The 16,448-nt window shown below is 61.6% G+C and carries 12 protein-coding genes; 8 read left to right on the plus strand and 4 right to left on the minus strand.

Going from position 1 to position 16,448, the window contains the following annotated elements; translation table 11 throughout:
* Positions 1–96: 96 nt before the first annotated feature.
* Complete coding sequence (locus tag DET50_RS01990; RefSeq protein WP_113861200.1) at positions 97–1,278, plus strand: thiolase family protein; 1,182 nt, start codon at positions 97–99, stop codon at positions 1,276–1,278.
* A 160-nt stretch (positions 1,279–1,438) separates the two neighbouring features.
* Here DET50_RS01990 and DET50_RS01995 read toward each other — a convergent pair whose 3' ends face one another.
* A complete protein-coding gene (locus DET50_RS01995) occupies positions 1,439–3,364 on the minus strand; it encodes a sigma 54-interacting transcriptional regulator (RefSeq protein ID WP_113861201.1) in 1,926 nt (641 codons plus the stop codon).
* 302 nt (positions 3,365–3,666) lie between these two features.
* Between DET50_RS01995 and DET50_RS02000 the strand changes: the two genes are divergently transcribed.
* From DET50_RS02000 to cynS, 4 genes are read left to right on the plus strand one after another with little or no spacing between them, the layout of a single operon-like run.
* Positions 3,667–5,091 (plus strand): ABC transporter substrate-binding protein, encoded by a 1,425-nt coding sequence (locus tag DET50_RS02000; RefSeq protein ID WP_113861202.1) that lies wholly within the window; start codon positions 3,667–3,669, stop codon positions 5,089–5,091.
* Between the two features lie 2 nt (positions 5,092–5,093).
* Positions 5,094–5,921, plus strand: a complete 828-nt coding sequence (gene ntrB, locus DET50_RS02005; RefSeq protein WP_113861203.1) for a nitrate ABC transporter permease — start codon at positions 5,094–5,096, stop codon at positions 5,919–5,921.
* Positions 5,922–5,978: 57 nt separating this feature from the next.
* Positions 5,979–6,887: an ABC transporter ATP-binding protein gene (locus DET50_RS02010; RefSeq protein ID WP_113861204.1), complete on the plus strand. Its 909-nt coding sequence runs from the start codon at positions 5,979–5,981 to the stop codon at positions 6,885–6,887.
* A gap of 27 nt (positions 6,888–6,914) precedes the next feature.
* Complete coding sequence (cynS, locus tag DET50_RS02015; RefSeq protein ID WP_113861205.1) at positions 6,915–7,358, plus strand: cyanase; 444 nt, start codon at positions 6,915–6,917, stop codon at positions 7,356–7,358.
* 363 nt (positions 7,359–7,721) lie between these two features.
* On the opposite strand, the gene DET50_RS02020 is transcribed toward cynS, so the two are convergent.
* Positions 7,722–8,000, minus strand: a complete 279-nt coding sequence (locus DET50_RS02020; RefSeq protein WP_113861206.1) for an ACT domain-containing protein — start codon at positions 7,998–8,000, stop codon at positions 7,722–7,724.
* Positions 7,997–9,697, minus strand: a complete 1,701-nt coding sequence (ilvG, locus tag DET50_RS02025) for an acetolactate synthase 2 catalytic subunit (RefSeq protein ID WP_113861207.1) — start codon at positions 9,695–9,697, stop codon at positions 7,997–7,999. Before ilvG ends, DET50_RS02020 begins: the two co-directional genes overlap by 4 nt.
* A gap of 346 nt (positions 9,698–10,043) precedes the next feature.
* On the opposite strand from ilvG, the gene DET50_RS02035 reads away from it, so the two are divergent.
* Genes DET50_RS02035 through DET50_RS02045 form a run of 3 tightly spaced genes read left to right on the plus strand, consistent with a single transcriptional unit; the run spans position 10,044 to position 14,984 of the window.
* Complete coding sequence (locus DET50_RS02035) at positions 10,044–11,126, plus strand: efflux RND transporter periplasmic adaptor subunit (RefSeq protein ID WP_113861209.1); 1,083 nt, start codon at positions 10,044–10,046, stop codon at positions 11,124–11,126.
* A gap of 5 nt (positions 11,127–11,131) precedes the next feature.
* Complete coding sequence (locus DET50_RS02040) at positions 11,132–14,221, plus strand: efflux RND transporter permease subunit (RefSeq protein ID WP_113861210.1); 3,090 nt, start codon at positions 11,132–11,134, stop codon at positions 14,219–14,221.
* Positions 14,222–14,225: 4 nt separating this feature from the next.
* Positions 14,226–14,984, plus strand: coding sequence for a pseudouridine synthase (locus DET50_RS02045; protein WP_113861211.1), 759 nt, complete (start codon positions 14,226–14,228; stop codon positions 14,982–14,984).
* Here the strand turns inward: DET50_RS02045 and DET50_RS02050 are convergent.
* Positions 14,951–16,438: an amidase gene (locus DET50_RS02050; RefSeq protein WP_113861212.1), complete on the minus strand. Its 1,488-nt coding sequence runs from the start codon at positions 16,436–16,438 to the stop codon at positions 14,951–14,953. The two genes, DET50_RS02045 and DET50_RS02050, sit on opposite strands and share 34 nt — an antisense overlap.
* Positions 16,439–16,448: the final 10 nt, after the last annotated feature.

Below are 16,448 nucleotides of genomic sequence, written 5' to 3' on the forward strand. Positions count from 1 at the left end.
GATGTTTTGGTCGAGCGTACAGGGACGTATTCACAGCGAGTCTCGGCAAGGCATCCCCTTGATCGGGCCCTGCCCCCAATTCAGGAGGATTACCAGATGAACAGCAATGACGTAGTAATCGCAGGATCAGCAAGAACCCCGATGGGCGGCATGATGGGCTCCCTGAGTTCCGTCCGCTCCCCGGATCTGGGTGCCATCTCCATCAAGGCAGCCATCGAACGCTCCGGTCTCCAGCCGGCGGACATCCAGGAAGTCATCATGGGCTGCGTACTGCCAGCCGGCCTCGGCCAGGCACCGGCACGTCAGGCGTCCCGTGCCTCCGGCATTCCTGACAGCTCCGGCTGCACCACCATCAACAAGATGTGTGGCTCCGGCATGCAGGCGGTCATCATGGCCCACGACCAGATCAAGGCCGGCACCAATAACATCATGATTGCCGGCGGCATGGAAAACATGAGTCAGGCGCCGTACCTGTTGCCCAAGGCCCGCGCCGGCATGCGGATGGGTCACGGCCAGGTGATGGACAGCATGTTCCTGGACGGGTTGGAAGACGCCTATGAAGGCGGCCTGATGGGTGTGTTCGCCCAGCGTACCGCCGACAAATTCGACATCAGCCGTCAGGCCATGGACGAATTTGCCATCGGCTCCCTGCAAAAATCCCTCGCCGCCATCGAAAATGGCTGGTTCAAGGACGAGATTGTTCCGGTGCCTGTTTCCGGCCGAGGCGGTGACACCGAAGTGGATACCGACGAGCAGCCGGGCAACGCCAAGCCGGAAAAGATCCCGCAGCTGAAGCCGGCGTTCGCCAAAGACGGTTCCGTGACCGCCGCCAATTCCAGCTCCATCAGTGACGGTGCTTCCGCCCTGGTACTGGCTTCCGCGGCTGAAGCCGACGCTCGCGGTCTGACTCCCCAGGCCCGGATCGTGGCCCACGCCACCAACGCACGCCTGCCGGCCGAGTTCACCATCGCGCCGATAGGCTCCATCGAGAAGGTGCTCAAGAAAGCGGGGTGGACACTGGACGATGTCGACCTGTTTGAAATCAATGAAGCCTTTGCCGTGGTCACCCTGGCGGCGATCAACGAGCTGAAGCTTCCGGCGGAGAAAGTGAACGTCCATGGTGGCGCCTGCGCCCTCGGTCACCCGATCGGTTCGTCCGGCTCACGGATCATCGTCACCCTGATCAATGCGCTGAAACAGCGTGGGCTCAAGCGTGGCGTGGCTTCGCTCTGCATCGGCGGTGGTGAAGCTACGGCTGTGGCCATCGAACTGATCTGATTTGGTTTACTGTTTCTCGTAGCCTGCCGGTTTGGGGGGCGGGCTTGCGGGGTGGCAGGTGGAGTTTGTCCTGGAAAAAGAACTCGCTTCGCTCAGACACCTTTTTCCGGCGAAAAATCCACCTGTCACCCCGTGCCGAGATACCTTGGGCTAATTCAAGCTACTCATCCCTGCTCTGAAACTGTCGTGGTTCGATTTTCAGTTTTTTCAGACGTGAGGACAGGGTGGTCGGTTTGACGCCCAGCAGTGCCGCGGCGCCATCGTCGCCGAATACCCGGCCGCCACTGATTTTCAGGGCCTGTCTGAGGTTCTGTTTCTCCAGCTCTCTGAGTTCCTGTTCCGTCATCAGCTCACCGTTGAAATGCCTCGCCGGCGGTATGTGTTCCGACGTGGATCTGGCCGTGGAATCCGGCCCCTGCAGGTCCAGATCCAGTCGGCCGTCCGCCGTGATCACCTGGCGTTCGATCACGTTTTCCAGTTCCCGAACGTTACCCGGCCAGTGGTAGGCTTTCAGGGTTTCGACGTCCCGCTCTCTCAGTGCCAGTGTTGGCCGGTTGAATTTCTGACAGGCCCGATTCAGGAATTCCTGGGCGAGAATCGGGATGTCTTCCAGGCGCCGGCGCAGCGGCACGGATTCAATCGGGAAGACATTCAGACGAAAATAGAGGTCCTCCCGGAAGGTTTTCTGCTGAACCTCCGATTTCAGGTCCCGGTTGGTGGCCGCGATCACCCGCACATCCACTGCCCGGGTGCGATTTTCGCCCACGCGCTCGAATTGTTGATCCTGCAGCACCCGCAATAACTTGCCTTGCAGTTCCGGGGGGATTTCACCCACCTCATCCAGAAACAGAGTGCCACCGTCGGCCAGTTCAAACCGGCCTACGCGGTCACTGACGGCGCCGGTAAACGCGCCCTTGATGTGGCCGAAGAATTCACTTTCGAACAGATCCTTGGGAATCGCAGCGCAGTTCACCCGGATCAGGGGCCGGTCCCGGCGGGTGCTGGACTGGTGTATGGCGCGGGCGATCAGCTCCTTGCCGGTGCCGGATTCGCCGGTGATCAGCACGTTGGCATCGGTGGGGGCGACCATGCCGATACGGCGCACAATGGCCTTGATGGCGTTGCTCTGGCCAAAGATTTCGTGGAAGTGGTATTCGGCGCTGAGTTCCTCCTGCAGGTAGGCGTTTTCCATTTCCAGTCGGTGCTTGAGGCTCTCCACTTCCTCCAGGGCCTGCTGCAACTCCTTTTGTGCCTGCAGGCGGGGGGAAATATCCCGGAACACCACCACAGCACCCACTGGGTGGCCATTATCCAGGATGGGCGTGCTGGTGTACTCGACAGGAAACCCGGTGCCGTCCTTGCGCCAGAACCAGTCTTCGCCCACCCGTTTCACGCTGGCGTCCCGGAAGGCGGCGTAAATGGGGCACTCTTTCAGGGGATAGAGACTGCCGTCCTCGTGGGAGTGGTGCACCACCCGGTGAATGACCCGGCCCATAAGTTCGTCAATACGCCAGCCGAGCATCCTTTCCGCTGCCGGATTGGCGAAGGTGGTGCGGCCCTCGGCATCCACCCCGTAAATGCCTTCCCCCACGGCGTGCAGGATCAGCTGGTTTTCCCGCTCCATGTCCTTGAACAGTTCCTCTACCCGCCGCCATTCCAGCAGGCCGCCACGATGGTAGTGGTTGGCGTCGTGCCGCTCGCGCAGTGTGCGCAGATGGCGCCGGTCCCGAAGCAATAGCAGCACGTTCTGCGATTCGGCCTCGCCAACCCGGGAGGAGGATATTTCCAGCTCTACGGTGTGGCCGTCCCGGTGCCTGATCACGAAATCCCGGCTCCAGCCATGGCTGCGGAACAGGGTTTCCTCGGTGAAGGTAATGAGTTGTGGTCGCTGGTCCGCGAACAGGTGGGTGCAGGGGGTGTCTGTCAGGGATTGTCGGTCGGTGCCGATCATCCGGCCCATGGCGCTATTCGCGGCGAGGATCAAATCCCGCGCGGCATCCACAAGTAGTGCCGCCTCTGGCAGATGGTCAATCCAACTGGTCGTGCTGATAGGGGCAATAGGGGCAATGGTGGTCTCGGTGTTCATGGGGGTGTCCTGTGCTGTTCCCAATAGGACAGAACAAACCCCGTGCCAACTACGAAAATTCGGTGTTCCCGACACGAAAAATCGTGAATTACGAAAGATCGTAGCTGCGGCTGTTCGTCAGATCTTTGTAAAAAATCAATAAAAACAAAGAAATATAAAAACATCTGTAGTTGGCACGAACCCTGCGATAGCTCTCCCAGAACGCGTAGCCCGAGCCGCATGAGTCTTGCTGACGGTCCCGAGCCGCAACCTTGTCGCACCGTATGTGTGCAAAAACCATCCGAGAGTAGGGAGAGTGCCCCATGACCACGAAGAGCCTTGGCAATCCGTTTGACGGTGACCAGTCACTGATCCACGCCAAAACCTGCGGTTGTCCGGAATGTAAACCCGGACAGGAAACGCCGTCGGTGTCCCTGAACCTTCAGCAATCACCAAGCCAGGATGCAGCGGTCTCTGAAAGCGCCATGGATTCCGAGGCCATGATGGATCGTGCTATCGAAAGCGCCGTCGTCCGTTCCGTGTTCGGTCACAACGACCACAGCCGCCGGAGCTTCATGAAGATGATGGGGGCAGGCACCGCGGCCGCGCTGCTGGGCAGCGTGTTCCACATGGAGAAGGCCAAGGCCGCCGTGAAGGAATCCCTGGGCAAGCTTGAGAAAACCAAACTGAATGTCGGCTTTGTGCCCATCACCTGCGCCACGCCGATCATCATGGCGCATCCCATGGGGTTCTATGAGCGCTACGGCCTGGATGTGACCGTCACCAAAACCGCGGGCTGGGCGGTGGCCCGGGATAAATCCCTGGCGGGCGAGTACGACGCTTCCCACATGCTCACACCGATGCCCCTGGCGATGACCATGGGCGCCGGCTCGATCCCTGAACCGTTCATCATGCCGGCGGTTGAGAACATCAACGGCCAGGCCATCGTTCTGCACGTGGATCACAAGGACAAGCGAGACCCGAAGGAGTGGAAAGGTTTCAAATTCGGCGTGCCGTTCGAGTATTCCATGCACAACTTCCTGTTGCGCTACTACCTGGCCGAAAACGGCATCGACCCGGACAAGGATGTGCAGATCCGTGTGGTTCCGCCACCCGAGATGGTGGCCAACCTGCGCGCCGGTAACCTGGATGGCTACCTGTCTCCGGACCCGTTCAACCAGCGGGCCGTCTGGGAGAAGGTTGGCTTCATTCACATGCTGACCAAGGACATCTGGGAAGGGCATCCGTGTTGTGCCTTCGCCTGCAGCCAGCAGTTCGCCACCGAGAACCCGAACACCTACGGTGCGCTGCTGCGCGCCATCATCGACGCCACCCAGTACTCCAACAATCCGGATAACCGGAAGGAAATCTCCGAAGCCATCGCGCCCAAGAACTACCTGAACCAGCCGGTGCCCGTGATCCAGCAGGTGCTCACCGGCTATTACGCCGATGGCCTGGGCGAGGTGAAGAACGTACCGGATCGTATCGACTTCGACCCGTTCCCCTGGCACTCCATGGGTGTCTGGATCCTCACCCAGATGAAGCGCTGGGGTTATATCGAGGGTGATGTGGACTACAAGGGCATCGCCGAGCAGGTCTACCTGGCGGGAGAGACCGGCAAGCTCATGGAAGAAATGGGCTATAGCGCGCCGGACAAGACCTACAAGACCCACACCATCATGGGCAAGACCTTCGACCCGGACAGCCCCGAAGAATACGCCCGCAGCTTCGCGATCGGGAGGGTGTAATCATGGCTTCCCTGAACGTTCGGGCAGCGCTGCTGTCGGTGTCGTTCCTGATTCTGGCGCTGGGGCTCTGGGAAATGGCAACCCAGCCGCCAGAAGCAGACGCTGCCATGACCGAGTACGAACGCCTGATGGGCGGTGCGGACCAGGAATCACGGGTGCCGCCGCCCTCGGAAGTTATCAAGCTGGCCTGGGCGGAGTTGTCCAACCCGTTCTATGACGCAGGCGCCAACGACAAGGGCATCGGCATCCAGCTGGCCTACTCGGTGTACCGGGTACTGACGGGGTACCTGGCGGCCATGGCTATCGCGTTGCCAGTGGGCTTCCTGATCGGCATGTCGCCGCTGATGTACAAGGCCCTGAACCCGTACATCCAGGTGCTGCGGCCCATCTCGCCCCTGGCCTGGATGCCGCTGGCCCTGTTCATTATCCAGGATTCCGACGCCTCGGCCATTTTTGTGATCTTCATCTGCTCGATCTGGCCGATGTTGCTGAATACCGCCTTTGGTGTGGCCAACGTCCGGCAGGACTGGGTGAACGTGGCCCGGACCCACGAACTGAGCCCGATCAAGACAGCGCTGACGGTGATCCTTCCGGCTGCCGCACCCACCATCCTGACTGGTATGCGCATCTCCATTGGCATTGCCTGGCTGGTCATCGTGGCGGCGGAAATGCTCGTGGGCGGCACCGGCATCGGCTACTACGTGTGGAACGAGTGGAACAATCTGGACCTGGCCAGTGTGATCTTCTCCATCCTGATGATCGGGGTGGTGGGCATGCTGCTGGACCTGGCCCTGGGCAAGGCCCAGAAACTGGTGGAATACAAAGAATGAGCAGTCCGGCACCGGGCAAACCGGTGCCGGCCTCAATCCTCCGAATGGAGACCTGTTATGAGTAAATCATTCCTGGAAGTAGATGGTCTGTCCAAGGTGTACCCGGACGGCCAGGGCGGTGAGCTGACCGTCTTCGAGGATATCCGCTTTGCCCTGGAGAAAGGCGAGTTCGTCTGCATCATCGGCCACTCCGGTTGCGGTAAATCCACCATCCTGAACGTACTGGCAGGCCTGGACGAGGCCAGCGCCGGCAACGTGGTGATGAACGGCAAGGAAGTGAAAGGGCCGGGCCTGGAGCGCGGTGTGGTGTTCCAGAACTACAGCCTGCTGCCCTGGAAAACAGCCCTGAACAACATCGTGTTTGCTGTTCAGGCCCGTTGGCCCAAGTGGTCCAAGGAAAAGGTGAAGGTGCACAGCGAACGCTACCTGAAAATGGTAGGCCTGGACCACGCCCTCAACCGCAAACCGTCCCAGCTTTCCGGCGGCATGCGCCAGCGGGTCAGTATCGCCCGGGCCTTCGCCACCCAACCGGAACTCCTGCTGCTGGACGAACCCTTCGGGGCGCTGGATGCGCTGACCCGGGGCGTGATTCAGGACGAACTGGTCAAGATCTGGGAAGAAACCCGCCAGACCGTGTTCATGATCACCCACGATGTGGACGAAGCCATCCTGCTCTCCGACCGGATCTTTCTGATGTCCAACGGCCCCAATGCCCGCATCGCCGAAAGCGTGAAAGTGGACATCCACCACCCGCGGGCCCGGGCCACCATCTTCCAGAACCCGGCCTACCACAAGACCCGGGACTACCTGGTGGACTTCCTGGTCAACCGAAGCGGGTCGGCGCTGCCGGAAAAAGACGGTAGCCCGAAAGTCGTCGAGCTCGCCAAAGGCGTTACCCAGTCCACACCAGCGTCTGCTGAATCTGAAACCGAATCCGAAACTGCCGCTCGCGCGGTGAATGCCTGAAATCAAGAGCCAAAAGAGGAAATCGACATGATGAACAAAGAACTGATGACCGCCAAAATCCTGGAAGCCAAAGTCTCCAAGGGCATGACCTGGGAAGCCATCGCCGAGGCCATCGGCATGTCCCCGGTGTTCACCACCTCGGCCGCCCTGGGTATGAACAGCCTCACCGAAGACAAGGCCTTCGCGCTGTGTGAAACCCTCGGCCTCGACAAGCCGGTAGCGGAAGCCCTGCAGGTGTGTCCAAAGAAGGCCTGGGACAGCGCCATCCCGCAGGATCCGCTGATCTACCGTCTGTATGAAATTGTCGGTGTCTACGGAGACACCATGAAGGAACTCATCCACGAGAAGTTCGGCGACGGCATCATGAGCGCCATCGATTTCACCATGGATATCGAGAAGGAGGAGAACCCCAAGGGTGACCGAGTTGTGGTCACCATGAACGGGAAGTTCCTACCGTATAAGGCCTGGTGATCGGCGGGTAGTTTTCAGTGAACCTGGTTCCGCTCCCAGACTGGTGGTTTGGGGGCGGGCTTGCGGGGTGGCAGGTGGAGTTTTTCTTGGAAAAAGAACTCGCTTCGCTCAGACACCTTTTTCCGGCGAAAAATCCACCTACCACCCCGCGCCGACGTGCAACACGGGTTCACCGGCTTAAAGACGTTTCGTTTTCCTTCCACTCCGGAAATATCGTTTCTGCCCGTCGGTAGGGGGTGGGGGTATCTTTTCTGACAGGGAAAAGATGTCTGAGCGCAGCGAGTTGTTTTCCCCGAAGAAAAGATACCCCCACCCCCGTACCTGCCCGCCAAACCTCAGGCTAGAGCGAACGCCACTCCCAACTCAGGCCGAACGAGACCGTGCCAAAGATCCCGAAGCGAGGGCAACCTCGGCAACCGTATGAAGCTTCTCCAGCTGTGACTGCAACATGGCAATGGGCCGTGTGCCCTCCAGTGTGAGGGCAATGTCGAGGTGCTCGCCGGCAGTCTCCACGGCCATGGTGGCAATCCGGAACCCGCGGATGCGGACCACCTGGCAGAGCCGCTCCAGGGCCGCGGCCTCCTGGGTCATCCGGCAGTTAATGGTATAGCTGGGTGTTGAAGGCTGGCTTTGCGGGTTCATGCAACTTGCTCCTTGCTGGCTTTGGACGGACGTCGGGTTTCGTCGATCATGTCGGTGTTGCTGGCGCCGGGTTTAACGATGGGCCAGACGTTGTCTTCACGGCTGATAGCCACGTGCAGCAGCATCGGGCCGTTGTAGGCCAGGATAGTCTCGATGCCGCGGCGGATCTGGTCGGTGCGTTCGATGTGCAGGGCCGGGATGTCGAAGGCGCGGGCCATGGCGACGAAGTCGGGGTTGTCGTCCAGGTTTATCTGGCTTTCCCGGTTGTCGTAGAACAGCTCCTGTTGCTGGCGGACCATGCCCAGGCACTGGTTATCCATGATGATCAGTTTCAGCGGCAGGTTGTAGCGGCGGATGGTGGCCAGTTCCTGGGCGTTCATCATGAACGAGCCGTCGCCGGTGACGTTGATCACCGTGCTGTTGCGGTCCGCGAACTGGGCGCCGATGGCCGCGGGCAGGCCGAAGCCCATGGTGCCCAACCCACCGCTGGTGAGGTGGTGGCGCGGGTGATCGAACTCATAGTGCTGTGCCACCCACATCTGATGCTGGCCAACGTCACAGGCAATGACGGTGTCGTCCGGGGCGATGCGTGAGAGCTGGCGGATGAAGGCCGGGCCGGTGATCGGGGCCAGGGGCTCTTCGTTGTCGGCGGCGTGGAAGCCACCGGTGGTGTGCCAGGTGCGGCATTGCTTCTGCCAGTCACTGATGGCCAGCGGTTTGCTCTCCAGGGCGCTGGTCAACTCTCCCAGGATGGCATTCAGGTCCCCGCGGACGGCCAGGTCGGCCGGACGCAGCTTGTTGATTTCGGCAGCATCGGCATCGATGTGGATCATCTTTGCGTTCGGGGCGAAGCCGTCCAGTTTGCCGGTGGCCCGGTCGTCCAGGCGGGCGCCGATGACCAGCAGCAGGTCGCACTCATCGACGGCCCGGTTGGCAGCCCGGGAGCCGTGCATGCCCAGCATGCCCAGGTTGTAGGGATTGTGTTTGCCCGGGTTGCCGATGCCCTTGAGGGTCACAACCGCCGGCAGGGCCGATGTTTCGGCAAAAGCACGGAAGCTGTCCTCGGCGTGGGCCAGGCTGATGCCGCCGCCGCTGTAGAGCAGCGGCTTGCGTGCGGAGTGCAGCATGGCCACGGCTTCAGTCAGGTCCGGGCAGGCTGCTTCACAGGACTCGGGCTGAGAGAAGGGCGCGTCGGCCACTTCGGTCAGCAACAGGTCCTTGGGAATATCAATCCACACCGGCCCCGGCCGGCCACTCTGGGCCAGTTCGATCGCCTCTTCCATGATCGCGGGCAGGGTGTCCGCGTCGTCAACCAGGTAACTGTGCTTGACGATGCCCAGGGTCATGCCCAGAACGTCGGTTTCCTGGAAGGCGTCGGTGCCGATCAGACCGGAGGGTACCTGGCCGGTGATCACCAGCATCGGAATGGAATCCCGGTGGGCGTTGGCAACGCCGGTGATCAGGTTGGTGGCACCGGGCCCCGAGGTGGCAATGCAGACGCCCAGCTTGCCGCTGGCCCGGGCGTAGCCGTCGGCGGCCAGGGCGCAGGCCTGTTCATGGCGACACAGCACGTGTTCCACACCCACATCGTCCACCAGCGCGTCGTATAGCGGCATGATGCAGCCGCCCGGATACCCGAAAACCGTGCTGACGTTGTGGCGGTGGAACGCTTCAAGAATGTGCTGTGCGCCGTTCATGGTCGTTTTTCCCTTTTTTTCTTTGCCGCAAAAAAGAAACCCCCGGGACCTTTCGGTGCCGGGGGTTTCTGGTGTCTTGTCAGGTTTGTCGCTATCTCACCCGCTTGTCCACGCAGAAGCCCCCGGACGGTACCACGACCACCAGGACAAGCTTCACAAGGACAATCACTGCGTTGAGATTCATGAAATCGACAGTCTGCTCTGAATTCGTAAAAGGATTCTGTGTAGAATCTACCCCACGTTTTTGATCGGATGCAACCGTTAATTGCCGGTTTTTTCGTAAGGCTGGCACAAGGTTTCCCATTCCGTTTACCTGTTCACCGTTTTCAGGCACAGCGAGCATTCAATGACGAAAGCAAGATGGGGGTCCCTCGGGTTATCCCTGCTGGTGGTGGTTCTTCTTGTTATCTGGATGATGACCGGCGAAGTCAAAGTCTCATCGGACCAGGCGCCCGAGCGGCAGCCGGATCCGGAGGCGGAGCTGACAAGTGTCCAGGTGGATACACTGCAGGCTCGCCTGCACGAGCCCGGACTCCGCCTCCAGGGGCAGCTTGAGCCCTGGTTCTCCGTCAGTCTGAATGCCCGCGTGGCGGGGACTGTCGAGAAGGTGACCGCCGATCTCGGGCAAACCGTGAGCGATGGGCAGGTTCTGGCGCAGATCTCCGACGATGGCCGTCTGGCAATGGTCACACGTTGGCAGTCGAGGGTGGAAAAGCTCGAAGCGGATCTGGTGGCGGCGCGCAAGCTGCGGTCGGAAAACTTTACCTCGCAATCGCAGCTGCTGGGTCTGGAAAGCGAACTCGCCGCCGCCCGTGCGGAACTGACTGCAGCCCGCCTGGCCGTGGAGTACCTGACTCCCGAGGCTCCCTTCAAGGGCATCATCAATGCCCGGCACGTGGACCCCGGTACCCTGGTGCAAGTCGGATCACCGCTTTTCGAGCTGGTGCGTATCGACCGTCTGAAAGCGACCGGCCAGATTCCGCAGCAGTCGGTCAGCCAGATTGCCGTCGGGCAGCCGGTCCGGATTGATCTGCTGGACGGTGGCCAGCTCCAGGGCGTGGTGACCTTTGTGGCCAGCGCGGCCAACCCCGAGACCCGGAGTTTCGCGGTGGAGATCGCCGTGGAGAACCCGGATCTGAAGCGGGTCGCCGGTGGCAGCGCGAGCCTGCGGATTGCCCTGCCGGAAGTGAAAGCCCTTTTCATTTCTCCGGCCCATCTCAGCCTTGGCGATGACGGCCGTCCGGGCGTCAAATATGTGGATGAGAATAACCGGGTGGTCTTTGAAACCGTCCGATTGCTCAGTGTCTCCACCGAGGGCGCCTGGGTGACCGGTTTGCCTGACGAGATCCGTCTCATCACCCGCGGTGCCGGCTTTGTCAGTGAAGGTGAGCAAGTCAATCCGGTGGAACGTTCGGGTAACAGGGGCTGATCGGTATGCGGGCACTGATCTTTGCAGCGATGGACCGGAGCAGGACGACGCTGCTGACCCTGTTGTTCCTGATACTTGGCGGCATCGCGGCGTTCAACACCATCCCCAAGGAAGCCAATCCGGATGTCACCATCCCGATCATTTACGTCTCCATGACCCTGGACGGCATCAGTCCGGAAGACGCCGAGCGCCTGCTGGTGCGCCCGATGGAACAGGAGCTGCGGTCATTGGAAGGCATCAAGGAGATGCGCAGCACCGCCTCCGAGGGCCATGCCTCGGTGATGCTGGAGTTCGATGCCGGCTTCGATCCGGACATGGCACTGCAGGATGTCCGGGAGAAGGTGGATACCGCGCGGACCAAACTGCCCGAGGAAGCCGACGAGCCGCGGGTGAACGAGATCAATGTGTCCCTGTTCCCGGTGCTCTCGGTGGGCCTGTCCGGGCCGTTGTCCGAACGGGAGCTGATCACCATTGCCCGCCGGCTGCAGGACGCCATTGAAGCCATTCCCGAGGTACTGGAAGTGGAGATCGGTGGCGACCGGGAAGACCAGCTGGAAGTTGTGGTGGATCCCCAGGTGCTGGAGAGCTACGGCATTGATTTTGACCGGCTGGCCTCTCTGGTCGCCCGGAACAACCAGTTGGTGGCGGCAGGTTCCCTCGATACCGGTAACGGACGCATGGCCCTTAAAGTTCCGGGCGTGATCGAGAACATCGAGGATGTCATGTCCATGCCGGTGAAAGTGGACGGAGACACGGTGGTGACCTTCGGCGATGTCGCCATGCTTCAGCGCACCTTCAAGGACCCCACCGGCTTTGCCCGGATCAACGGGGAGCCGGCACTGGTGCTGGAGGTTTCAAAACGTTCCGGGGCCAACATCATCGAAACCGTGGACCAGGTCCGGGAACTGATCGAGCAGGCCCGCCCGCGTTTGCCTGAGAGCCTGGATATCCGTTACATCATGGATCAGTCGGACGAGGTGCAGGACATTCTCTCGGACCTGCTCAACAACGTGCTGACGGCCATCGTGCTGGTGATCATCGTGGTGATTGCGGCCATGGGCCCGCGCTCGGCGCTTCTGGTCGGGCTGACCATTCCCGGTGCCTTCCTGACTGGAATCCTGGTGATCTGGGGCATGGGGTTGACGCTGAATATCGTGGTGCTGTTCAGCCTGATTCTGGTGGCTGGGATGCTGGTGGATGGTGCAATCGTGGTGTCCGAGCTGGCGGACCGGAACCTGTCTGAAGGTGGCACCGTGCGCTCCGCCTGGGCCGAGGCAGCAAGCCGCATGGCCTGGCCGATCATTGCCTCCACCGCGACCACCCTGGCGGTATTCGTACCGCTGTTGTTCTGGCCGGGCGTGGTGGGCGAGTTCATGAAGTTCCTGCCGATCACCGTGATCATCTGCCTGAGCGCGTCCCTGGCCATGGCTCTGGTCTTCCTGCCGGTGCTCGGGAGCGTCAGTGGCGGGCGCCGGGCCCGTGCGTCCCATGCCGATGGCCGTATGATGGCCGGGTACCGGCTGGTGTTGTCCCGTCTGCTGCAATTTCCAGGGCTTACGCTGGTGGGCGTGCTGGCCGTGATCGTGGTGATCTACGCCGCCTACGCCCGCTTCAACCACGGCGTGGAATTCTTCCCCAGTGTGGAGCCGGATTCGGCCCAGGTGCAGGTTCGGGCCCGGGGCGATCTCTCGGTCTGGGAGCGCGACGCTATTGTCCGGCAGGTTGAGCAGCGTCTTCAGGGGATGCCCGAGGTGAAGGCGCTCTACGCCCGCTCCATGCTCAGTAACAATACCCGGATGGCGCCGGATGTCATCGGGGTGTTGCAGTTCCAGTTCACCGACTGGTTCACCCGACGGCCTGCCAGCGCGATTCTGGAGGATTTCCGGGAACGGACGGCCGATATCCCCGGCGTCGAGCTGGAGTTCCGCAAACAGGAGGGCGGGCCGGCCGAGGGCAAGCCGATCGAGATCCAGGTCAGCAGTCGTGATTCCGCCCAGCTCAACGGTTTTGTGGATGCCGTCGAGGAACGCATGCGTACCCTGGACGGGTTCGTGGAAATCGAGGACGACCGCAGCCTGCCGGGCATTGAATGGCAACTGAAAGTGGATCGGGAAGCGGCGGCGCGCTTTGGCACCGACGTGCTCAGTATCGGCAGTGCCGTGCGCCTGGTTACCAACGGCCTGGTGCTGGCGACCTATCGCCCCGAGGACGTCCGGGACGAGGTGGACATTGCCGTGCGGGTCCCCAACAACTGGAGGGAACTGGATCAGTTACAGCGCCAGACCATCAATACCCCCCGGGGCCAGGTGCCGCTCTCGCAATTCGTCACGCTCGAACCCGGGAACAAGACCGGCAGCATCGTACGGGTTGACGGTCAGCGAACGGTAACCATCAAGTCTGACCTGGCGCCGGGCCGCCAGGTGGATGAAATGCTACGGGTGTTGCAGGAACAGATGCCAGAACCCCCGGAGAACGTCACCGTTGCGTTCGCCGGGGAGAGCGAGGACCAGCAGCAGGCGGCGTCGTTCCTGACCACGGCGTTCCTGGTCGCCATCGGCCTGATGCTGCTGATCCTGGTGACCCAGTTCAATTCCCTGTACCAGACCTTCCTGATCCTCTCGGCCATCGTCCTGTCTACTGCCGGTGTCCTGATCGGGTTGCTGCTCAATGGCCAACCGTTCGGCATCGTGATGGTGGGGATGGGGATCATTGCCCTGGCGGGCATCGTGGTGAACAACAACATCATCCTGATCGACACTTACAACCAGATGCGTCGGGACGGGTTGTCACCCTATGAATCGGCACTGGAAACGGGCTGCCTGCGTTTACGGCCGGTCCTGCTGACTGCGATCACGACGGTTCTGGGCCTGATGCCCATGGTGCTGGGCATTAACGTCGATCTGCTCAGCCCGTCCCTGGGCCTTGGTGCGCCGTCCACCCAGTGGTGGACTCAGCTCTCCAGCGCCATTGCCGGAGGCCTGGGTTTCGCCACCATCCTGACCTTGCTGCTGACACCCTCCCTGCTGGTACTGGGTGAGAAAACCGGGCGGAAGGTGCGCCAGATCACCGGCCGGTTGCAGCCGGAGGCGGGGTAGAGCCATGACCAAAGGCAACCCGCTCCTGGAACTGTACCGTGACGAACAGCTGCTGGTGGTCCACAAACCTGCTGGCCTTCTTGTGCACCGAAGCCCGATCGACAAACATGAAACCGAGTTTGCCCTGCAGTACGCGCGCTCGCTGAACGGGGGCGAGCATGTCTATCCGGTGCATCGTCTGGACCGGCCTACGTCGGGGGTCCTGGTGTTTGCGCGGGATCCTGACACCGCCCGCAGCCTCGGCCTGGCCATGATGTCCGGGGAAGTGGGCAAGACCTACCTGGCCATGGTTCGTGGCTGGCCACCCGGCGAGGGCGAGATTGATCACCCGCTGCGGGAAGAGCCGGAAGACCGGCGGCTGAAAGGACAGGAACAGCCGGTCCGGGAGGCACGGACACGCTACCGAACCCTGGCCACCGCCGAGATTCCGGTTGCCATCGAGAAATATCCGTCCAGCCGCTACGCCATGGTGGAGCTGTACCCGGAAACCGGCCGCAAGCACCAGCTGCGCCGGCACATGAAGCACATCAGTCATCCCATCATTGGCGATGCCAACCACGGGCGCGGGCGTCACAACCGTTATTTTGCCGAGCGTTTCGGGGAAGGTCGGCTGATGCTGGCAGCCACCCGGATGGGTTTTGCCCACCCGGTGACCGGCAATCTGATGATTTTCGAGGCTCCGCTTGAACAGAGTTTTCTGCAGGTGATGTCGATATTCCCGGGCTTCCGTTACCCTCCGGCCGACGCGGTTCCTTCCGCCTGAACCTGCTGAGCCTGCTGCCAGAGTCCCGGCCAGGGCTGCTCCGTTTCAAGGGCAAAGGCAAGGTCCAGCAAGGTGGCTTCCCCGCCGTGCCTGCCCATCAACTGGACCGACACCGGCAAGTTGTCCTCCGTCAGCCCCGCCGGCAGTGAAATGGCCGGTGCACCGGTGGCATTGGCCAGAGGGGTGAAGTTGACGTATCGGGTGAGCCGGTCGAACAGGGTCTCGAAGGGCACATCGGGGCTCAGATGGCCCAGGGGCGGCGTGGTGTGGCCCAGCACCGGAGTCAGTACCGCATCATAGCCGTCCATGGCCCGGGCATAATCCTTCGCCGAGCGCCTGAGCCGCCACAGGGCACCGGGTAAACCCCAGAAGTTACGTTTGAACATCGTCGCCAGGCCATTGGTGAGGCCATCCACCTTGCGCTTGTCGAAGGCCGGGTTGAGCAGTTTGTGGCCGTTGGCCTTCACTCCGAAGGCAAGGAGGGCCCAGTACAGGGCAAAATCATCCGGGAAGCTCTCAGGCACCGGCACGGCAACGGGGACCACCTGATGGCCCAGGCGTTCCAGCCGTTGGGCGGTGTCCTCCACGGTGTTCCGGGTTACATCGTCGGTCCGGTGGCCATTGATCGAATCGACCACCAGTCCGATTCGCAACTTTCGGCCGGAGGGTCCGTCAACCCGACCTACGCGAGGCAGTTTCGGGTTTCGGAACCAGAGTTCGGCCTCGGCCAGGAAATTCGCGGTGTCCCGTACCGAACGGCTGACAATGCCATCGCTGATGATGTTGATGGGCAGGGAATGAACCGCATCGTTGTCCACCAGCCGGCCCCGGGTGGGCTTGAGTCCCACCAGGCCACAGCAGGCAGCGGGGATGCGGATCGAACCGCCTCCGTCATTGGCGTGGGCCATCGGCACCACGCCGGCAGCCACCAGGGCGGCGGAGCCACCCGAGGAAGCGCCTGTGGAGTAAGCCAGATTCCAGGGATTGCGGGTCGGTTCGGCGTGGGCCGGCTCCGTTGTGGCGTTGAATCCGAACTCGGGCAGGGAGCTCTTGCCAAGGCAGACATAACCCTGAACCAGCAGCTGCTGGGCAAAAGGGCTGGTGTCCTTTGCGGTGTTGTCGGGGATGGCGGCCGAGCCGTGTCGGGTGGGTAGCCCGGCCACGTTGAGGTTGTCCTTGATGAAGGTGGGCACGCCCCGGAAGAACCCTGGATTGCCGCCCGGGCGTTCATTGTCCAGACGCCTGGCCGCTTCCAGGGCCAGATCATAGTTTTCCGCCACTACGCCATGCAGCTCTGGCTCGACCAGCCGGGCCCGTCGGATCGCCGCTTCGGTTACCTCGGCATTGGAGACTTCCCGGCGGCGGAGTCGTTGCGCGATGCCAGTGGCGTCGTCATGCCCCAGGGCGTCAGCGGAGAAGGCGTGGACACTCTCTGGCAGGTCTGGGCTGGACATGGGATAAGCT

The organism is Marinobacter pelagius, assembly GCF_003315345.1.
In the GTDB taxonomy this organism is placed as follows: Bacteria; Pseudomonadota; Gammaproteobacteria; order Pseudomonadales; family Oleiphilaceae; genus Marinobacter; species Marinobacter pelagius_A.

Coding starts and splice junctions, on each gene's coding strand:
- DET50_RS02045 (WP_113861211.1), top strand. CDS start 14,226: ATGACCAAAGGCAACCCGCTCCTGGAACTGTACCGTGACGAACAGCTG.
- DET50_RS02010 (WP_113861204.1), top strand. CDS start 5,979: ATGAGTAAATCATTCCTGGAAGTAGATGGTCTGTCCAAGGTGTACCCG.
- ilvG (WP_113861207.1), bottom strand. CDS start 9,697: ATGAACGGCGCACAGCACATTCTTGAAGCGTTCCACCGCCACAACGTC.
- DET50_RS01995 (WP_113861201.1), bottom strand. CDS start 3,364: ATGAACACCGAGACCACCATTGCCCCTATTGCCCCTATCAGCACGACC.
- DET50_RS02050 (WP_113861212.1), bottom strand. CDS start 16,438: ATGTCCAGCCCAGACCTGCCAGAGAGTGTCCACGCCTTCTCCGCTGAC.
- DET50_RS01990 (WP_113861200.1), top strand. CDS start 97: ATGAACAGCAATGACGTAGTAATCGCAGGATCAGCAAGAACCCCGATG.
- DET50_RS02035 (WP_113861209.1), top strand. CDS start 10,044: ATGACGAAAGCAAGATGGGGGTCCCTCGGGTTATCCCTGCTGGTGGTG.
- ntrB (WP_113861203.1), top strand. CDS start 5,094: ATGGCTTCCCTGAACGTTCGGGCAGCGCTGCTGTCGGTGTCGTTCCTG.
- cynS (WP_113861205.1), top strand. CDS start 6,915: ATGATGAACAAAGAACTGATGACCGCCAAAATCCTGGAAGCCAAAGTC.
- DET50_RS02000 (WP_113861202.1), top strand. CDS start 3,667: ATGACCACGAAGAGCCTTGGCAATCCGTTTGACGGTGACCAGTCACTG.
- DET50_RS02040 (WP_113861210.1), top strand. CDS start 11,132: ATGCGGGCACTGATCTTTGCAGCGATGGACCGGAGCAGGACGACGCTG.
- DET50_RS02020 (WP_113861206.1), bottom strand. CDS start 8,000: ATGAACCCGCAAAGCCAGCCTTCAACACCCAGCTATACCATTAACTGC.